Source organism: Microvirga alba (assembly GCF_015694465.1).
Classification (GTDB): Bacteria; Pseudomonadota; Alphaproteobacteria; order Rhizobiales; family Beijerinckiaceae; genus Microvirga; species Microvirga alba.
This window is the reverse complement of sequence record NZ_JADQDO010000001.1, coordinates 425,996-442,633: the sequence shown is the minus strand read 5'-3', so window position 1 is coordinate 442,633 and position 16,638 is coordinate 425,996. Positions and strand designations below refer to the sequence as shown.

Annotated in this window: 14 protein-coding genes; 8 read left to right on the top strand and 6 right to left on the bottom strand. The window is 59.8% G+C overall.

The window, feature by feature from the left end:
* Nucleotides 1-4 precede the first annotated feature (4 nt).
* The 3 genes from I2H38_RS02060 to I2H38_RS02050 all read right to left on the bottom strand — a co-directional run bounded on the left by I2H38_RS02060 (nucleotide 5) and on the right by I2H38_RS02050 (nucleotide 2,460).
* The gene (locus tag I2H38_RS02060) at nucleotides 5-802 is read right to left on the bottom strand and encodes a glycosyltransferase family 2 protein (protein ID WP_196270585.1); all 798 of its coding nucleotides are present in this window, start codon (nucleotides 800-802) and stop codon (nucleotides 5-7) included.
* A gap of 102 nt (nucleotides 803-904) precedes the next feature.
* Nucleotides 905-1,519: a glutathione transferase GstA gene (gene gstA, locus I2H38_RS02055; protein ID WP_196270130.1), complete on the bottom strand. Its 615-nt coding sequence runs from the start codon at nucleotides 1,517-1,519 to the stop codon at nucleotides 905-907.
* Between the two features lie 125 nt (nucleotides 1,520-1,644).
* A complete protein-coding gene (locus I2H38_RS02050) occupies nucleotides 1,645-2,460 on the bottom strand; it encodes an endonuclease/exonuclease/phosphatase family protein (RefSeq protein WP_196270129.1) in 816 nt (271 codons plus the stop codon).
* A gap of 323 nt (nucleotides 2,461-2,783) precedes the next feature.
* Here I2H38_RS02050 and I2H38_RS21215 point away from each other — a divergent pair, with 323 nt between their 5' ends.
* The 5 genes from I2H38_RS21215 (at nucleotide 2,784) to tyrS (ending at nucleotide 8,737) form a co-directional block, all read left to right on the top strand.
* Nucleotides 2,784-2,906 (top strand): hypothetical protein, encoded by a 123-nt coding sequence (locus tag I2H38_RS21215; RefSeq protein WP_267875934.1) that lies wholly within the window; start codon nucleotides 2,784-2,786, stop codon nucleotides 2,904-2,906.
* Nucleotides 2,907-3,169: 263 nt separating this feature from the next.
* Nucleotides 3,170-5,716, top strand: coding sequence for a heavy metal translocating P-type ATPase (locus I2H38_RS02045; RefSeq protein ID WP_196270128.1), 2,547 nt, complete (start codon nucleotides 3,170-3,172; stop codon nucleotides 5,714-5,716).
* Nucleotides 5,717-5,746: 30 nt separating this feature from the next.
* Entirely contained in the window at nucleotides 5,747-6,766 is a 1,020-nt protein-coding gene (locus I2H38_RS02040) for a 2Fe-2S iron-sulfur cluster-binding protein (protein WP_196270127.1), read from the top strand.
* Nucleotides 6,767-6,798: 32 nt separating this feature from the next.
* Nucleotides 6,799-7,257, top strand: a complete 459-nt coding sequence (cueR, locus tag I2H38_RS02035; RefSeq protein ID WP_196270126.1) for a Cu(I)-responsive transcriptional regulator — start codon at nucleotides 6,799-6,801, stop codon at nucleotides 7,255-7,257.
* A gap of 226 nt (nucleotides 7,258-7,483) precedes the next feature.
* Complete coding sequence (gene tyrS / locus I2H38_RS02030; RefSeq protein ID WP_196270125.1) at nucleotides 7,484-8,737, top strand: tyrosine--tRNA ligase; 1,254 nt, start codon at nucleotides 7,484-7,486, stop codon at nucleotides 8,735-8,737.
* Nucleotides 8,738-8,792: 55 nt separating this feature from the next.
* Here the strand turns inward: tyrS and I2H38_RS02025 are convergent, their stop codons facing one another.
* Entirely contained in the window at nucleotides 8,793-9,371 is a 579-nt protein-coding gene (locus I2H38_RS02025) for a tyrosine phosphatase family protein (RefSeq protein ID WP_196270124.1), read from the bottom strand.
* 298 nt (nucleotides 9,372-9,669) lie between these two features.
* Between I2H38_RS02025 and I2H38_RS02020 the strand changes: the two genes are divergently transcribed.
* Nucleotides 9,670-10,401 carry a L,D-transpeptidase gene (locus tag I2H38_RS02020; RefSeq protein WP_196270123.1) on the top strand — a complete coding sequence of 244 codons (732 nt, stop codon included), beginning with the start codon at nucleotides 9,670-9,672 and terminating at the stop codon, nucleotides 10,399-10,401.
* An 18-nt stretch (nucleotides 10,402-10,419) separates the two neighbouring features.
* Here the strand turns inward: I2H38_RS02020 and I2H38_RS02015 are convergent, their stop codons facing one another.
* On the bottom strand, nucleotides 10,420-11,022 hold the full coding sequence (locus I2H38_RS02015) for an ankyrin repeat domain-containing protein (RefSeq protein WP_229426533.1): 603 nt from the start codon (nucleotides 11,020-11,022) through the stop codon (nucleotides 10,420-10,422).
* A 217-nt stretch (nucleotides 11,023-11,239) separates the two neighbouring features.
* Nucleotides 11,240-11,455 (bottom strand): hypervirulence associated TUDOR domain-containing protein, encoded by a 216-nt coding sequence (locus I2H38_RS02010; RefSeq protein WP_196270122.1) that lies wholly within the window; start codon nucleotides 11,453-11,455, stop codon nucleotides 11,240-11,242.
* A gap of 623 nt (nucleotides 11,456-12,078) precedes the next feature.
* On the opposite strand from I2H38_RS02010, the gene I2H38_RS02005 reads away from it, so the two are divergent.
* Nucleotides 12,079-13,212 carry a hypothetical protein gene (locus I2H38_RS02005; RefSeq protein WP_196270121.1) on the top strand — a complete coding sequence of 378 codons (1,134 nt, stop codon included), beginning with the start codon at nucleotides 12,079-12,081 and terminating at the stop codon, nucleotides 13,210-13,212.
* A 1,626-nt stretch (nucleotides 13,213-14,838) separates the two neighbouring features.
* The gene (locus tag I2H38_RS02000) at nucleotides 14,839-16,515 is read left to right on the top strand and encodes an NHL repeat-containing protein (protein ID WP_196270120.1); all 1,677 of its coding nucleotides are present in this window, start codon (nucleotides 14,839-14,841) and stop codon (nucleotides 16,513-16,515) included.
* Nucleotides 16,516-16,638 lie beyond the last annotated feature (123 nt).

Sequence of the window (16,638 nt, the reverse complement as noted above, 5' to 3'; positions counted from 1 at the left end):
CGCTTTACTCGGGCTTGGAGGCCGTGTCCTTCAAGGCGTTGAGGCGTCGCTTCTCATAGTGCTTCGCCAGGCGAAGGTGGCGCGAAACGGCGTAGTTCATCGCGGTCAGGAAGCCATAGGTGCCGCGCAGGGCATGGCGACGGCCGATATAGGCCTTGATGAAATTCGCCGGCAGCTCAAAAAACACGCGCCAGGTGGGGATCGACACGCCCCGGATCTCCAGATCCACGGCCTGCTGGTCGGAATAGCGGTTGAGCTTCGCCAGCTGGTCGCCCAGTGACCGCACGGACCAGTGATGCACGGTCCCCTTCAGCTTGCCGACTTTCGTTCCCTGATTCAGATCGACGCGATCATGAACGAGGGAGGGGGAATAACGGCCCCAGTCCTTCCGGTAGAGCCGAACAGGAGCGAGCGCATAAGCGAAAGGATGCGGCGCGCTTTCGCCGGGGAAAATTTCGGCAATGCGGATCTTGTAGGCCTGACAGGGCGGCTCGCCTTGGGCAAAGAGCGCGCGGATCTCCGCTGCAAGCTTGGCCGGCACGACCTCGTCGGCATCGAGATTGAGCATCCAGGTGTGACGGCACTGCTCTTCCGCAAAGCGCTTTTGCGGACCATAGCCCGGCCAGGCGTTGAAGATGACCCGGGCACCAAGCTCTTCCGCCACGGCCTGCGTGCCATCAGTCGAGCCGGAATCGACCACGATCAGGTCGTCCGTGAGGTCGCGGACCGCGCGGATCGTCTCGCCGATCCGGTCGGCTTCGTTCTTGGCGATGATGAAGACAGAAATTGGGAGCATAACAATGGTGCCGTATCACAGGCTGCCTACCCGCCCAAGCGGCCCATGGCAAGGGCTTCAGCGCCGCAAGGGGCGATGGAGCAGACAATCCGCCTTCAACCCGACAGCTCAAGCCGCCTTCAAAAGCCCCTCGGCCTGAAACGCCTCCCGGACTCCTGAACGTGCCCCGACGCGGTTCATGAAGGCCACAATATGGGGATAGGCCGCGAGATCGATCTTGTGGAAATGCGACCAGTTCAGGACCGGAAAACAATAGGCGTCCGCCACCGTAAAGCGGTCGCCCATGAGGTAGGAGCGACCTTCGAGGCGACGATCGATATAGGCGAACCGTCGGTGGAGACTCTCGACCGCCATCTGTCGTGCCGTATCGGGGGCAGTCGGCTTCCACAGCGGCCAAAAATTCTTGTGCACCTCAGTGCTGATGAATCCGAGCCATTCCTGCACACGGTAGCGATCCATCGAGCCGTGCGGCGGCATCAATTCCTTTTCGGGAGCCTGATCCGCCAGGAATTGCACGATCGCCACGCCTTCCGTCAGCATCTCACCATTGTCCAAGGCCAGTGCCGGGACATAGCCCTTGGGGTTGATGCGGGTGAAATCCCGCCCCGATGCCGTGGTTTGCGTCTTCAGATTGACCTTGTCGTAATCGATTTCGAGACCCGCCTCACAGGCGACAATGCGTGGAGCAAGCGAACAGGCTCCGGGCGAGAAGTACAGCTTCATGGAGTTCCCTCAGCGCCCGCCAAATTTGAATGTTATAAAGTTGTAACAACCTAATATGGCACTTCCCCAACGGCAATATTCACTTCTATGCAGCGATCGCCGAAAACTTTGCAATCATGCAAGGCTCAGAGAAGCTCACCTTCCGTCCGAGGGGCGTACTTCGCCCCTGTCTTGCGGGCCCGGGTGCGCACGCGCAGTTCCGCCAGCAAGGGAAAATGATCGGAGGCCACGCGCGTCAATGCGGTCCGAACCGGTGCGGCTGCAACGACTTCCACCGATTTCGTGACAAAAACATGATCGAGCCGCAGCACGGGCGCACGCGTGTGAAAAGTGGGTTGCGGCTCTCCGGAAGGGTTCGCCAATTGCGCATCCCGCAAGCGATCTGCAAAGAGGCGATATGACCGGGAGTAAGGCGGGGCGTTGAAATCGCCGAGTAGAACGGCGGGGTCGGCGCAATCCGGGTGTCCCATCCAATCAGAACCCATCAAAGCGGCTGCCTGCGCCCGCCTCTCGCCGGAGCGGAGTGACAGATGCGCGTTGACCACCTGCATCGCGTGCCCGTCGATCTCGACTGATACCCAAAGGGCGCTGCGCTTTTCAAAGGCAGGCCCCGGGGACTGGCTCGGCAGACGTTCCGACCTCACGAGGCGAGATGGGTGTCTCGTGAGAATTGCGATGCCGTATTGCTCGCCCAGGATGCGGATGGTCGGCTGGAAATGCAGTTCCATCCCCAAATCAGACGCAACAGACGCTGCCTGATCGGCTTCGCCCGCATGGACACGTCCGGCGCGCACCTCCTGGAGAGCGACAATATCCGGCTTGCAGGACGCAATGACCTCCGCGATCCGCGCGGGTACGATTTTTCGATCCGTCCCAAGCCAGCGGTGAACGTTATAGGTCAGGATACGAACGATCCGCCCCTGTTTGTCGACATGCTTCAAAGATCGGCACCGGCTTGAGAAGAGTTGACAGGTAAGTGGCCGCTTGAATCGGCACAAGCGAGTCTTTCTTCACCTTTCGCCTAAGGCGAGAAGATGTCGGATCGATGACCTTAAAGCAGCCAAGCTTCCCACAAGGCTCGAAGGCCAAACTCACCTCAGTTCCGAATGCGACGCTTCGCTGACGGGCCATTGAAACAGTGAGAATAATATCATGCTATATCGTTTCGATATGTGATTATGCTCTCTGTTCCCTAACTGTATTTTTTAACTATACATTATCATTTGAGTTCAATGCCGCAGCAACAGACGAGACGAGCATCGCCATGATTAACTCAAGAAGACGCCCTGCGGACGACACCATCGCGCGAGTGCTGGATTGGCTCGGATTGACTTTCGGCCTCGGCATCATCGTCTTCATCACGACCTTCACGATCCGCGCGATCTAATCGGCAGCGATCGTCGGCAGCGATCGGCCCGTGAGATGCGTCGTTCTGACCGCGCAGCTCCTTCGCCGCGCGTCTCATCCGCGGCGACGTCCGCCTTCGTAAGCGGTACCGCAGCGCGTCGCCTTCACTCATCGATGAAACGAATCTGGCCCCTCCCGAGACGTTCTGCGACAGAACGATCAAGCTCGATAAAACGCCCTTGACCTTCCCATGGTTGGAGGGGTCACTACATCAGCCATAAGAGTTGAATCTGGAGATTCGCCATGGCTGAGAGCAAGCTTTCCAACCCGCCCGTCACTCTCGACATCCCTGTCGAGGGTATGACCTGCGCGTCCTGCGTCGGGCGAGTCGAGAAGGCAATCAAGTCCGTCAACGGCGTCGCCTCGGCGAATGTCAATCTCGCGACCGGCCGTGCGACGGTTTCGCTCGCCCCCTCCCCCGCCGATCCGCAGGCCGTCGCAGATGCCATTCGCAAGGCCGGATATGAGCCGGCAGCAAGCAAGGTCGAGTTGAAGATCGACGGCATGACCTGCGCATCCTGCGTGGGACGGGTCGAGAAGGCTTTAAAGCGCGTTCCGGGCGTGCTCGACGCCACCGTCAATCTCGCCACCGAGCGCGCCTCGATCCGGACGCTGAGTGGTGCGGATTCGGTCGGACGCCTCAAGGCTGCTGTCGCTGAAGCAGGCTACGAAGCCAGGGAACTCCACCCGCATAGGGCGCATGGAGATCATAGTGATCACGCGCGGCCTGCAAGCGAAGCCGAGATTGCCGGCCTCCGGCGCGCACTCACCGTCGCCGCTGTTCTCACCCTCCCCGTCTTCGTGCTGGAGATGGGCTCCCACTTCGTCCCCGGCATGCACGACTGGGTCATGGAGACCATCGGTCACCGCCAAAGCTGGTATCTCCAGTTCGTGTTGACGACGGTCGTCCTGTTCGGTCCGGGGCTGCGCTTCTTCAAGAAGGGTGTGCCCGCGCTCCTGCGCTGGGCACCTGAGATGAATTCCCTCGTCGTCCTCGGCACGAGCGCAGCCTATGGCTATTCGCTGGTGGCGACTTTCCTGCCGGATGCTTTGCCGCTCGGCACAGCCAATGTGTACTACGAGGCCGCCGCCGTTATCGTGACGTTGATCCTGCTCGGGCGCTATCTCGAGGCGCGGGCCAAGGGTCGCACTTCCGACGCCATCAAGCATCTCCTGAACCTCCAGGCCAAGACCGCCCGCGTCGTCCGTGACGGCGCGTCGCTGGAAGTCCCGCTCGAAGAGGTTCTGGCAGGCGACATGGTCCAGGTCCGTCCCGGCGAAAAGGTCCCGGTCGATGGTGACGTGATCGAGGGATCGTCCTTCGTGGATGAATCCATGATCACGGGCGAGCCGATACCGGTCCAGAAAGCCAAGGGTGCGGAAGTCGTCGGCGGCACGATCAACAAGACCGGCAGCTTCACGTTCCGAGCTACGCGCATCGGCGCGGACACCGTGCTGTCCCAGATCATTCGCATGGTCGAGCAGGCGCAAGGTTCGAAGCTGCCGATCCAGGCCATGGTCGACAAGGTGACCGCATGGTTCGTCCCGGCTGTCATGGCCGCCGCCGCCCTCACCTTCCTGATCTGGATGGTCTTTGGGCCCGATCCGGCCCTGACTTTTGCCCTCATCAACGCGGTCGCCGTGCTCATCATCGCCTGCCCTTGCGCCATGGGATTGGCGACGCCGACGTCGATCATGGTCGGCACGGGACGCGCGGCGGAACTCGGAGTTCTCTTCCGCCAAGGCGAGGCCCTGCAGAGCCTGAAAGAAATCGGCGTCGTCGCCCTCGACAAGACGGGAACGCTGACCAAGGGCCGTCCCGATCTGACCGACTTCGTGGCCGCCCCCGGCTTCTCCGAGACGGAGGTCCTTAAGCTGGTTGCCGCCGTGGAAAGCCGCTCCGAGCATCCGATTGCGGAAGCCATCGTCGACGCAGCGAAACGCCAAGGCATCCCACTGGCCTCCACGGATAGCTTCGATGCCGTGCCGGGCTTCGGCGTGTCGGCGACCGTCGGAGGCCGCAAGGTGGATGTGGGCGCGGACCGCTTCATGACGAAGCTCGGCCTCCCGATCACCGAATTCGTTTCGACGGCGGATCGTCTCGGCCAGGAAGGCAAGAGCCCGCTTTACGCCGCGATTGACGGCCGGCTGGCCGCGATCATCGCCGTCGCCGATCCCATCAAGCCCTCGACGCCAGAGGCTATCAAGGCGCTGCACGCGCTGGGGCTCAAGGTGGCCATGATCACCGGCGATAATCGCAAGACGGCAGAGGCCATCGCGCGGCAAATCGGCATCGACGAGGTCGTCGCGGAAGTTCTGCCCGACGGCAAGGTCGAGACCGTCAAGCGCCTGCGTGAAAAGTTCGGCAAGATCGCCTTCGTGGGTGATGGCATCAACGATGCGCCCGCGTTGGCCGAGGCCGATATCGGGCTTGCCATCGGCACGGGCACCGACATCGCAATCGAAAGCGCGGACGTGGTTCTGATGTCCGGCGACTTGCGCGGCGTCGTCAACGCGATCGCGCTTTCCAAGGCGACGATCCGCAACATCCGTCAGAACCTGTTCTGGGCCTTCGCGTACAACGTCGTGCTCATCCCGGTCGCAGCCGGCGCTCTCTACCCGGTGGACGGCACACTGCTCTCGCCTATGGTGGCGGCAGGCGCAATGGCGCTCTCCAGCGTCTTCGTGGTCGGCAATGCGCTGCGCCTGCGGCGCTTCAAGGCCCCGATCGAGGCGCGCAGGGAGGCAGCCCCGGAGATGCCCCTGGCCTCGGTAAAGAGCGCTCACTGACCCAGCACGTCATCACAAGGAACGCGGGATATGACACACCATATTCACGTCCGCTCGACGGGCCGGACCATCGCTGTCAATGAGGGCGAGACGATCCTTACCGCCGCCCTCGACGCCGGCATCGCCTACCCGCATGGCTGTCGCTCGGGCCGGTGCGGCTCCTGCAAGTCGCGCCTCGTCAAAGGCGAAGTCGATCTGCTGCCTCATACGCCTTTCTCCCTGACCGAGAAGGAGCGCCAGGAAGGTCTTATCCTTGCCTGCAGGGCGATGCCGAAATCATCCGGCGAGGTCCTGTGGCTACATGGGGATGCGGACGCGGTCGACCATCCGAGGCGGGATATCCAGGCCCGCATCGTCGAGATCTCGGACGCAACGCACGACATCAAGCGCGTCCGCCTTTCGATCGAGAACGGGCAGGCTTTCCGGTTCTCGGCCGGGCAATACGCGCGGCTGACGTTTCCGGGAGTGCCCACGCGCGACTACTCGATGGCAAACCGTCCCGAGGAAGCGATCCTCGAATTCCATATCCGCCGCGTGCCGTCGGGCGTGACGAGCGGGCATGTCGCCTCCTCCGCGAAGGTCGGCGATAGGGTACGGGTCGAAGGGCCCTTCGGAAGCTCCTATCTGCGCGAGCGGCATAAGGGGCCTATCGTCTGCGTGGCGGGTGGATCGGGACTGGCGCCGATCAAATCGATCGTGGAGACGGCGCTCGCCGCAGGGCTCAAACAGCCGATCCGGGTCTATTTCGGCGCTCGCAGTGAAAACGACCTCTACCTTTTGGATCGTTTCGCTGCCCTGGAGGTCGGCCACCCCAACCTCACGTTCATTCCCGTCCTGTCTGCTCCGTCTGAGCCTACGGAAAGAAGGGTCGGGAACGTGTCGGATGCGCTGGCGCAGGATCTCGCGGATTGCGACGGGTGGAAGGCCTATGTGGCGGGGCCACCCGTCATGGTCGAGGCAGCAGGTACAGCGCTTGCCGAGCGTGGGCTTGGCGTTGGCGACCTGCATGCCGATATTTTCTTCACACCCGAGCTGGCTCCCGCCGCCTGAGGGGTTTGTTTTTTGCCGGAGGACTTGCGGTCATGAATATCGGACAAGCTGCTGAAGCATCGGGCGTATCGGCCAAAATGATCCGCTACTACGAGTCGATCGGACTGATCCCGAAGACCGTTCGGACGGAAGCAGGGTACCGGGTGTATTCGGACAGCGACGTCCATACGTTGCGCTTCATCCGCCGCGCCAGGGACCTGGGGTTTTCCGTCGAGCAGATCTCCGATCTCGTCTCTCTTTGGCGGGATCGCGAGCGGGCGAGCAAGGACGTGAAGCGCATCGCGCTGGAACATGTGACCGTGCTCGAACGCAAGATCGTGGAGCTCCAGCAAATGGCGGAAACCCTCAACCACCTGGCCAAGACCTGCCACGGTGACGCCCGCCCGGGATGTCCGATTATAGAGGAATTGGCCAGCAACGAGGCTCCCCAATGTCACTCGGCAGCAGGCACGAGGTTCGGTTCGCTCGGCAAGGCTCCGACCCGCGTGTGAGGAACCAATGCGGGAAGGATGGGTTGACGCTTATCGAGGCCTTCTCTAGGTTCGCCCCCATGATCACCGGTCGCCACACCTTCGTCAGCTATTTTACGCCGTCCCCATAGGGCGGCTGCGTTCGGTTGCGACCAGACGTTCGATGCCGCCGCTCCCGGCGGCATCTTCATTTGGTGATCGAGTCTCCGGGCAGCGGCACCCCCGCAAGCCTTAATGGAGACTTTCCATGCCCACCCACCAATCCGAGTTCCTGAACGTTTTGACGGAACGCGGCTTTCTCCACCAATGCACCGATCTGTCCGCATTGGACCAGCGCCTCTCGGCCGAACCGATCAGCGCCTATATCGGCTTCGACGCCACGGCGGACAGCCTGCATATCGGTTCTCTCGTCCAGATCATGGCTTTGCGCTGGCTTCAGCGTACTGGCCACAAGCCCATCGTGCTCGTCGGCGGGGGAACCACGCGCCTTGGCGATCCAAGCTTCCGGGATGCCAGTCGCCCTCTGCTGGACGATGCGCAGATCGACCACAATCTCGCCGGTCTGCAGAAGGTGTTTTCACACTACCTGAATTTCGGTGAGGGCGCGACGGATGCCATCCTCGTCAACAACGCGGCCTGGCTCGACCCGCTCCACTTCGTGGCATTCCTGCGCGAGTTCGGAACGCATTTCACGGTCAATCGCATGCTGACGTTCGACAGCGTGCGCTCACGGCTTGAGCGCGAGCAGCCGCTGTCGTTGCTCGAATTCAACTACATGGTTCTGCAGGCGTTCGATTTTCTGGAATTGTCGCGTCGCCACGATTGCGTGTTGCAGATGGGCGGGTCGGATCAATGGGGCAACATCGTCAACGGCATCGAGCTCGGTCGCCGTGTCGATCAGCGTCAGCTCTTCGGATTGACTACGCCGCTGCTGACCACGTCGGCGGGAACGAAGATGGGCAAGACCGCGAATGGGGCGGTCTGGCTCAACGCGGATCGTTTGAGCCCTTACGAATTCTGGCAGCATTGGCGCAACACCGATGATCTCGACGTGCCGCGTTTCCTGCGTCTCTTCACGGAACTCCCGCTCGACGAGGTGCATCGCCTTGCCAAGCTCCAAGGCTCGGAGATCAACGTGGCGAAGCAGATTCTCGCCAACGAGGTCACGCGCCTCGCTCATGGCGACGAAGCGGCGCGGGAAGCCGAAGAAACCGCGCAGCGCGCGTTCGAGGAAGGTGAGAACGCCGCCGGTCTTCCCACATTCGAGATCGCGAGAGCCGAATTGACGAACGGCGTCGCGATTGCCCAGCTTTTCGTCCAGGCTGGCCTGTCAACTTCGAAGAGCGACGCTCGTCGCTTGATCGCCGGCGATGGCGCAAGACTCAACGGAACCGTCGTAACGGACGTGAATGCCGAGGCGGGACTTGCGGACCTCAATGACGGAATGTTGAGGCTCACCGCAGGGCGCAAGCGTCACGCCCTTATTCGCGCGGTCGGTTGATGCGCGAACATCAAGACCGACGCTCTCCGCGAAACCGGAGAGCGTCGAAGGATTCTCACGCCGCCATGTCGACTTCGCGGCCGCGACCGAGCTCACGCATCCATTGGGCAGTCTTGGGATCGCGACGCACCTGTCTGCCATAGTGACGGCGCAGGGCCGCCGTGAGGCGACCGCCGCGCGACAGCAGATCGTCGGCGAATTGGATCATCACTGAGTTCGGCCACGCCTGCGGCCGGATTTCCGCGAGGCGTTCGAGCAGGCTGTCCTCGCTCTCGCCGGGATTGGCCTGCGCCATCAACGTCACCATGGCCGCTGTGGAGCGTGAGATGCCCATGTGGCAGTGAACGAGCAGATGCCCTTCGACACGCGTGACGCTGCTTTGCGCCAGGTCGTCTCCGAACCGCAGCACCGCCTCCACATGCGCGGGCTCCGGCATGAGCATGTTCGGCCGGGGATCGATGATGTCGTTGAAGCGCAGAATCGTCCGGTGATGCGGATCATAAGCCTCGAACGCTTCCGGATCCGGATGTTCGGGATCGAGGATCGACAGGACATGCGAGACGGACCGCGCCCTTTGCTCAGGCAACTCTGAAATCCCACAGACGGTGAGGAGTGAAATCGCGGAAGGCTTCATCGAGAACAAACCCTTGTGTTGTAGAGCAGATTCGCGCGCATAAACGGTCTCTCCGCCTCGTAACCTGTAATGATCTGCGGAGGCAATGGCGTTTGGCCCGCCAGACCCCAAACTCCGTCGGCCTGTCCGGACCAGGAAACTGTGGCCTTGAAACCACAGAGAGCCCGTCGCCACATTTTCGCCGCAGCCGATCCACTTTCCGGTCATGGCCGAGCTTATCAAACGAAAGTATTCAGTCGTCGTGGGCCGCATCGCGCTCCCACATTCCCCAGCCACAAATCCGCGAGTCGTGAATCCGATGTCTGCCGTCGCTACGGTCCCGAGCACCTCCTCCTTGCAAACCGCGCTGCGCCTCGGCGCTCTTATTTTTCCGCTTGCAATGGCTGGCTGCGTCTCCACCGGGCCGTCGCAGCAAGAACTCGCCCGACTTCCCAATCCGGCCTACGTCGCAATGTATGGCCCGCAGCCGGACGAGGTGCATCCGATCCCGCAAACGGACATCTCCGAAGTCGATCCGCAATTCCTCCGCCGCGAAGTCGCCTATGGCGGCCGAGAGCAGCCGGGCACCATCGTCGTCGACACGGCGGCCCGCTATCTCTACCTCGTGCGCGAGAATGGCCGCGCGATCCGCTACGGCATCGGCGTCGGCAAGGAAGGACTTGCATGGAGTGGGCGAGCCTCCGTTGGGCGCAAGGCGCCCTGGCCCCGTTGGACACCGACGCAAGCGATGATCAAGCGCGAGCCAGAACGCAATGCGCGTTGGGCCGGCGGCATGGATCCGGGTCTCGAAAACCCGCTCGGCGCGCGCGCGCTCTATCTCTATGACGATGGCCGGGACACCATGTATCGCATCCACGGCACCTCGGAGCCCTGGTCCATCGGCGAGAACGTGTCGAGCGGCTGCATCCGGCTGTTCAATCAGGACATCATCGATCTCTACAACCGGGTCCCTGTCGGAGCGCCCGTTGTGGTTCTGAATGGCCCGAGCGTGATTCAACCGGACCCGATCGTTCGCGTGTCGTCCTACTGACGGCGTTGACCGCAGCTCTCAGCGTCCCCCAGCATTCACCAGAAGCGCGGCGATCTCGCGAAAACCGCGCTTCTTCGCATGCTGCAAAGGCGTGATCCCGTCCCTGTCAGGAATGTTGACGTCCGCGCGTCCGCTCTCGATCAGCATCTTGACGATCTCCGCATGGCGCGGGCCACCATCGCTGAGGACGATCGCCTCCATCAGGCCGGTCCAGCCGAGATTGTTGACGTGGTTCACATCGATGTCGGTTTTGAGAAGTTCCCTCACCGTCTCCACATGCCCCCGCTCGCAAGCGGGAATGAGAGCCGTGCCGCCATAGCGGTTCGTGCTCTTCAGGTCCGCGCCATTCGCGAGCGTCAGGCGTAGAATGTCGAGATAACCTCGCGCACCCGCGAGCAGATAGGCGCTGTCGCGCTGATAATCCTGAGCGTTCACGTCCGCCCCGGCTTCGATCAACATGCGCGCCGCCGCGACGTGGTCGCCCTGCGTCGCTGCGAGAAGCGCCGTGCGCTTCTGCGAATCGCGCGCATTGACGCCGGCGCCTTTGGCGAGCAGGTCACGGACCGAAGCGACATCGCCGCGCCCGGCGGCCTCAATGAGGCTCAGGTCGTTTGAAATCATCGGAAGGGCTCCCACCGGCGTCAACATCGCGAGGAGCATGAGCAAGACTGAGAGACTTCTCATCGCCCTCCCCTCCGTTTCGCTTTGGCTGCATCGTATTGCCAAGCGTACTCTGCCGATGCACCGCCGCAAAACAATCATTCTCGAAGGCTCATCGCGGCCGCATGCCATGCGAGCGCCGCGCCGCCAACTTGGCAGCTGCGTCCGGCGAGAAAGGCTATTTCACCTTTTGCAGCGCACGGCCTTTGTGCATAGCGACATGGTCCGTCTTGTCGCTTTTGATTTCGTACTGAGGATCATCCGCGCTCGCGTGATGAATGTAGCCCTTGTAATTCACGTTCTGGGTGTGAACTTTGACAATCCGGCCGCTGACATGCCCGGCCTCGGAATTCCACGTCACATGGTCCCCCACGCTGAACCGATTCTGCGGCATATTCCCCTCCATTGACCGCCCCAAAGCCCTCCAGGAGAGCCTGCATTTCAATACGAACGCGGTCGAGGCGGTTCCTAAGACCGAATCCGCCAGCGGCAAGGTCCTGAGAGCTGATATGCGCGGCATCGAAGTGCTAACGGCGCGCCCGGGGAGAGGCACAATTGTGCAATAAATCAAAAACTTAGGTTTTTCTCGTGGAGCCTAATCTGTCTCGGTCCCGGATCGCTGCCACAAAGCCGCCCGATCGTAGACGCGTGTAGGCAGGTGTGGAGAACAGAGAAATCACAAGAGTTTCCCACATTGGATTCCCGCCCAGGTCCAATGGGAAACTTCTTGGCTTCAAAGCCCTGCAGCGTACGGAAACTTAAATGGTATGTTACTAAGTTTGGTGCTAAAAACGAGGAGGAAACGGCCTAGATATGGGTCGATATATCAGATCCTAAAGTATCTACAGTTGACCGCGAGTCTTCTATTAACTACCGCATACCTTGATGAAGACACAATCAATCCCAAGGCGCTACAGCCTAGCCGTCATTTTCGCTGCTACCGTCTGCACTGCGTTAGTGGGAGGGCTTTTCTGGGCTCAGGCAGAGCATCGGAGAGACCTTCGTAGGCAAGTCCGAATGCTGCAAATGATGCAGGCAGAGACGGCTAACCAGCTTATACAACAACAGAACGCCACGGGCACCCTTCTCCATCTCCAAGCGAGGGCTCAGGCCGCGGAGCAACAGGCGTCTCAGATCACCACACAAGCTGAATCCGAAGCGAGCCGCCTCGCGAGCCTGACGACTCAGGTTCAAGAGACAGAAGAGAGGTCCCGGCAGCGTAAGGAGGAACTTGCCTCCACGGAAGAAACCCTCAGGAGCCGGAGGGATGACCTTCAGGCCGCTTCTGATCAACTTGCAGCGGCATGGAAAGAAAAGGCAAAGCTCGAAGAGATTTCGCTGCAGATCCGATTAGCAAATGAAGAAGCGTCAGCACAAAAGCGTGTCAGTGATAGAGAGAAGCGCTTCCAGGCGACACCTCGGCTCGAGTGCCTGACCGCCGTGCAGATCGAAGCGATACGCCAGGATCCCTATAGGACCCTGCCCGTTGCTTACTCAGCATGCGAAGGAGAACTGAAGCGGCAGTTAGCCAATCTTGAATTGGGCGAACAACAAACCAGAGCCGCTTTTGCCTCGGTTGCCGCCAATGCCATGGCTCCCTATGGCACGAGCACGTCTCTCAAGCTCAAAGACCTCCTCCGGGACAAGACCCTGTCCTGCGATAACTATGCAGCGTTGACGGGCTACTTCGCGACGATTCTTCTGACAGTGCCGCATAAGCTTATATTCGTCGGCTTCGACGGTGGCGCCGTCGGCAACCATGCTCAGCTATTCGCTCAGATTGGTGAAGACCAGATGTTGGTTGATCCGACCATAGGGCTGGTCGCGAAGACGAACTTCAACGAGATGCTTCAAGGGGGAAAAGTATCGTCATCGAAGATTGCAATCTTCGATCAGCACCGCGACGGCCTCGCAACCTGGCTTGGGCGGTCTGTCGTTCTGGCTCTGGAAGAAGGACTCTATAACCCCTCTGATATTCTCTACTATTTCCACTCGATGGAAGAGTACGTCGCCTTCTCGAGCGAGATCGAGCCGCTCTGGCACGGCGACCCAGAGCGACTCGTCAGACGATATCCAACCCCAGCGTCTGAAGTCCTGCGTAGAAACCTAGCTCCACGTATAGATCTGTCGGATGCGAGGACAAATCATTGAGTGGGTGGCCCGCCGCCGTATCTTTCCTTCGAAACCTGAGCCGGACTAACGCGTTGCCTCACTGTCCTCATCGAACCTCAGCCCGTCTGGGATATTGAGCGCGGAATAGCACCCTTTGCTGTGTCGCGCCTTCTCCCGCCGTGGCCTGCTTTTACGCCGCCCCACTGGACTGGAATTGCTCCGCCGTCGACACACTTGAGTTGGCGCTGCGACAGCAATCTCCCAAGCGGTTCAGCGATTTGATGAGCTGCATCAATCCGAAACGCCTTGTTTGCCTCAAGCCACCGGTCGTCCGCGCGGAACTTTCACGGGCCAGATCACCGTATTAGAAGCTGCAGGCTGACCCGCCTGCATAGAAAATCGGCTCGCGCATTGCCGCCGCGTACCCGAACGGGTTGCGCTCCGGCATCTAGCCTCTCTTTTAAGTCCCAACTCTCGAACCAAGGCTTAATCAATGTTTGATGGAGTTCGTGGAGAAGCGCCTCCGTACGCTCAATGTAGCCCTGCATGATCTTTGGATCGGGCAGCGATGTGTTGATAGGTTCTTGAACCATCAGGCCGATCAAAATCGCAATCTCGGTCCGGAGAAGTTTGTCGTAAAGAATGCTGGTATTCTAGATCCTTCGCAGCCACGTGGGGACCGCTGTACCGAATCAGGTTGTCGCGCCAACAGAAGTAGGCAACCGCGTGGATGCAGCCAAGCGACGTGCAGATCGCCTTGAGATCAGCGAACATCTCAACTTCGGGCGCATCGGGCTGAGAGCAGAGCTTAGCATTTATCAACTATACAACCGGTCGCCTGTATCTAAAGCTATGATACGGCGGTGCTTTGTCACGCCTCGGAGCCTAATCTGACAGACTTCGATCGCTCTCAGCGGTGTCGCCAAGAGCATAGCGCTACCTGCGCAGCGGTTCCACTCTACGTGAAGCGCGGTTGCTGATCGGAACGATCTTGCTGGAGCGAATGGTTAGCAATCGCATTCTCGAATGCAATTTGTATTGAAAACGCAAAGGCATAGAACGATTCGCCGCGTTGCACTTAAGTCTTTGATTTTAAATTGGGAAAATGGTTCCCAGGGGCGGAATCGAACCCCCGGCACTGCGATTTTCAGTCGGCCTGAACCTATTGGAATCGTTGAGACATGTTACCGCGAAACTTCCGATGCGGAGAGGAAGGAATGAGCAGGAATGGAGGTGGGCCGGAAGACCGCGATTGACCACCTTTTAATTCCATTTAAGACATAGTACCTATGTATCAAAGGGGATATCAATCTGATGTTCAGGTTTATCATAGCTTGGCGTTCGCCGGCGTATTTACTCAGCCAGTGGCGGCCAAAGAATGTCTCCCAGTCAGGGCTGACGTCCTGAAGCTCTATGATGAGGCAGGGAATTTTCGCGGCAATCTCAGCCGCGCCCCTTGCGAGCCAAACTCTATCTTCAATCCGGACAGTCGGTTTGGCAGAACGTCCCCGCACAGCGTCCTGAATCAACACTTGTCACGCGAACCCAATGGTAATCGGTGGGTCGCTGCTCATTAGCCCCTTCGGCCCTGCTCTACGCAAACGTTAACGACGGCCTGCTCTCCGCGCGAATGGGGATGCAGCCCGGAATAGGTAGAATACAGACATGTTCAAGTTCCTTGCCATCGCGGCCCTTCTTGGCATCGCGGCTCAGCCCTCCATCGCCGCAGAGCAATGCTACCCGGCCACAACTCAAGAAGGCCTGGGTTCGGCCCCCTATGTACAGTTCACGGACAAGGACGCCCCCATCCGATTCCTGAACATCGCGGCTCTGGCACCTATCTCTGCCACGCAGGTCTTCGTCGGGAATTTCCTTGAGATCCTGCTATTGGATACGGAGACAAAGGAGATCGGAGCCGTTCCGATCAAAGGTGAAAAGCCCAAGGTGCAACCGGCCGGCCTCACCTACTCGCCGTCCCGTCAGCTCCTTTTCTCTGCCGATTACCTTCTGAATAAAGTATCTGTCTTCCGTTATGACGGTGCATCTCTCGAGTTTCTCTTTGACATCGGGGGCATGATCTCACCCGAGGGCGTAACCTTCGACAGCGCAACGTCGATTCTGTCCGTGGCCGAGTATGACGGGAGCCGGGTCCTCGGCTGGAAGGTCGATATTGACAAGCGCGAAGCAAAGCTGCTTTGGGAGCGCAATGTCGGGCAAGCTCACGGCATCACGACAATGAACGGTCGCGTGTATGCCTCTGGCCTCGTTGACCGCAAAATCTATGTGTTCGATCAGGAGACGGGGACGCAGCTGGACGTCTTCGGCTCCCGTGGCTGGGATCCCAACAAACTTGAATTCCTTTGGCCCACCACTGTCGCACCGGATGGGACCGGCAAGCTCGTCGTTGCAGATGCCGAAACCGGGTATGTCACCATCCTCGATCCCGAGACTAAGAAAATCACCGCTACGATCGGCGGTGCCGGTCCAGGGCGAGGAATGTTCTCGCAGCCTTATGCGGCCACCGTCGCGAATGGGAAGCTGACGATCATATCCACCAAGGACGAGCGGTTCGTCTCGATTGACTATCCGAGCCTTTGCGTCGCTGGTTCATATGTCAGAGACACAAAAGATTGGTCGGGTTGGGAGCCAAGCGTCCCGCCTCTCAAAGCTGATCAAGGCGATTATCTCTATTCTGCGGGGCCGCGGATACCACTCTTCAACCGCTCATACATTATCTATAATTCAGCGCTAGTTGACACCACTAAGTCTACGGCAGTGCTTGTCGGCAGCACGATGGGCCCGACCGGCTACGTGCAATACAAACAGCTACAATACGTGAAAGATGGCCCGTATGAGTATCTTTTCTCTCCTTATGCCTACAACGGCCCGAACATAATCCGCCGCCAAGGGTCTCGGCTGTATGCCTTGAACTTCCCGGCCCATCTCGGACGCAATCGGATGATCAAGAATTGCTGGGCAGACTGGGGCAACATCGCCTGCGCTGAGGCTGAAGGCTACGACCTGCCAGCTATGCGCCGGATAACAGACGAATGGGTTGCTCAGGTTAACGGCAGCCGATGCGGCAACGGCTTTGTTCCGGCGTCGGCAATGGCCGACTCGTTCAAGTCGGTGTTCACCGCTATCAAGATGGAACCGTTCGACATGTCAGCAATCTTCGCCTCTGCCGGAGGCAAGGCATTCTGGGAGGCGTATGCGGCGGCTCAATCGTGCGAGGCCGATACATCTCAGTTGGCGCGGGTTGGAGCAGCGATCCTGGCAAAGCCAGATCAAGCCTCCCTATACGAACTTTCCCTGATCTCAGCCATCCTGCCGTCGGAGTAATTTACCGGCGCTTCAGCTTGTCTCGGATCTTGAGCGCGAACTGAAACAGTAGCCACGTGACACCGAGGATCGGGGCGGTGATCGCGCACGTATGAGACACCTCATTGGAGAGAAGGGAGTCAC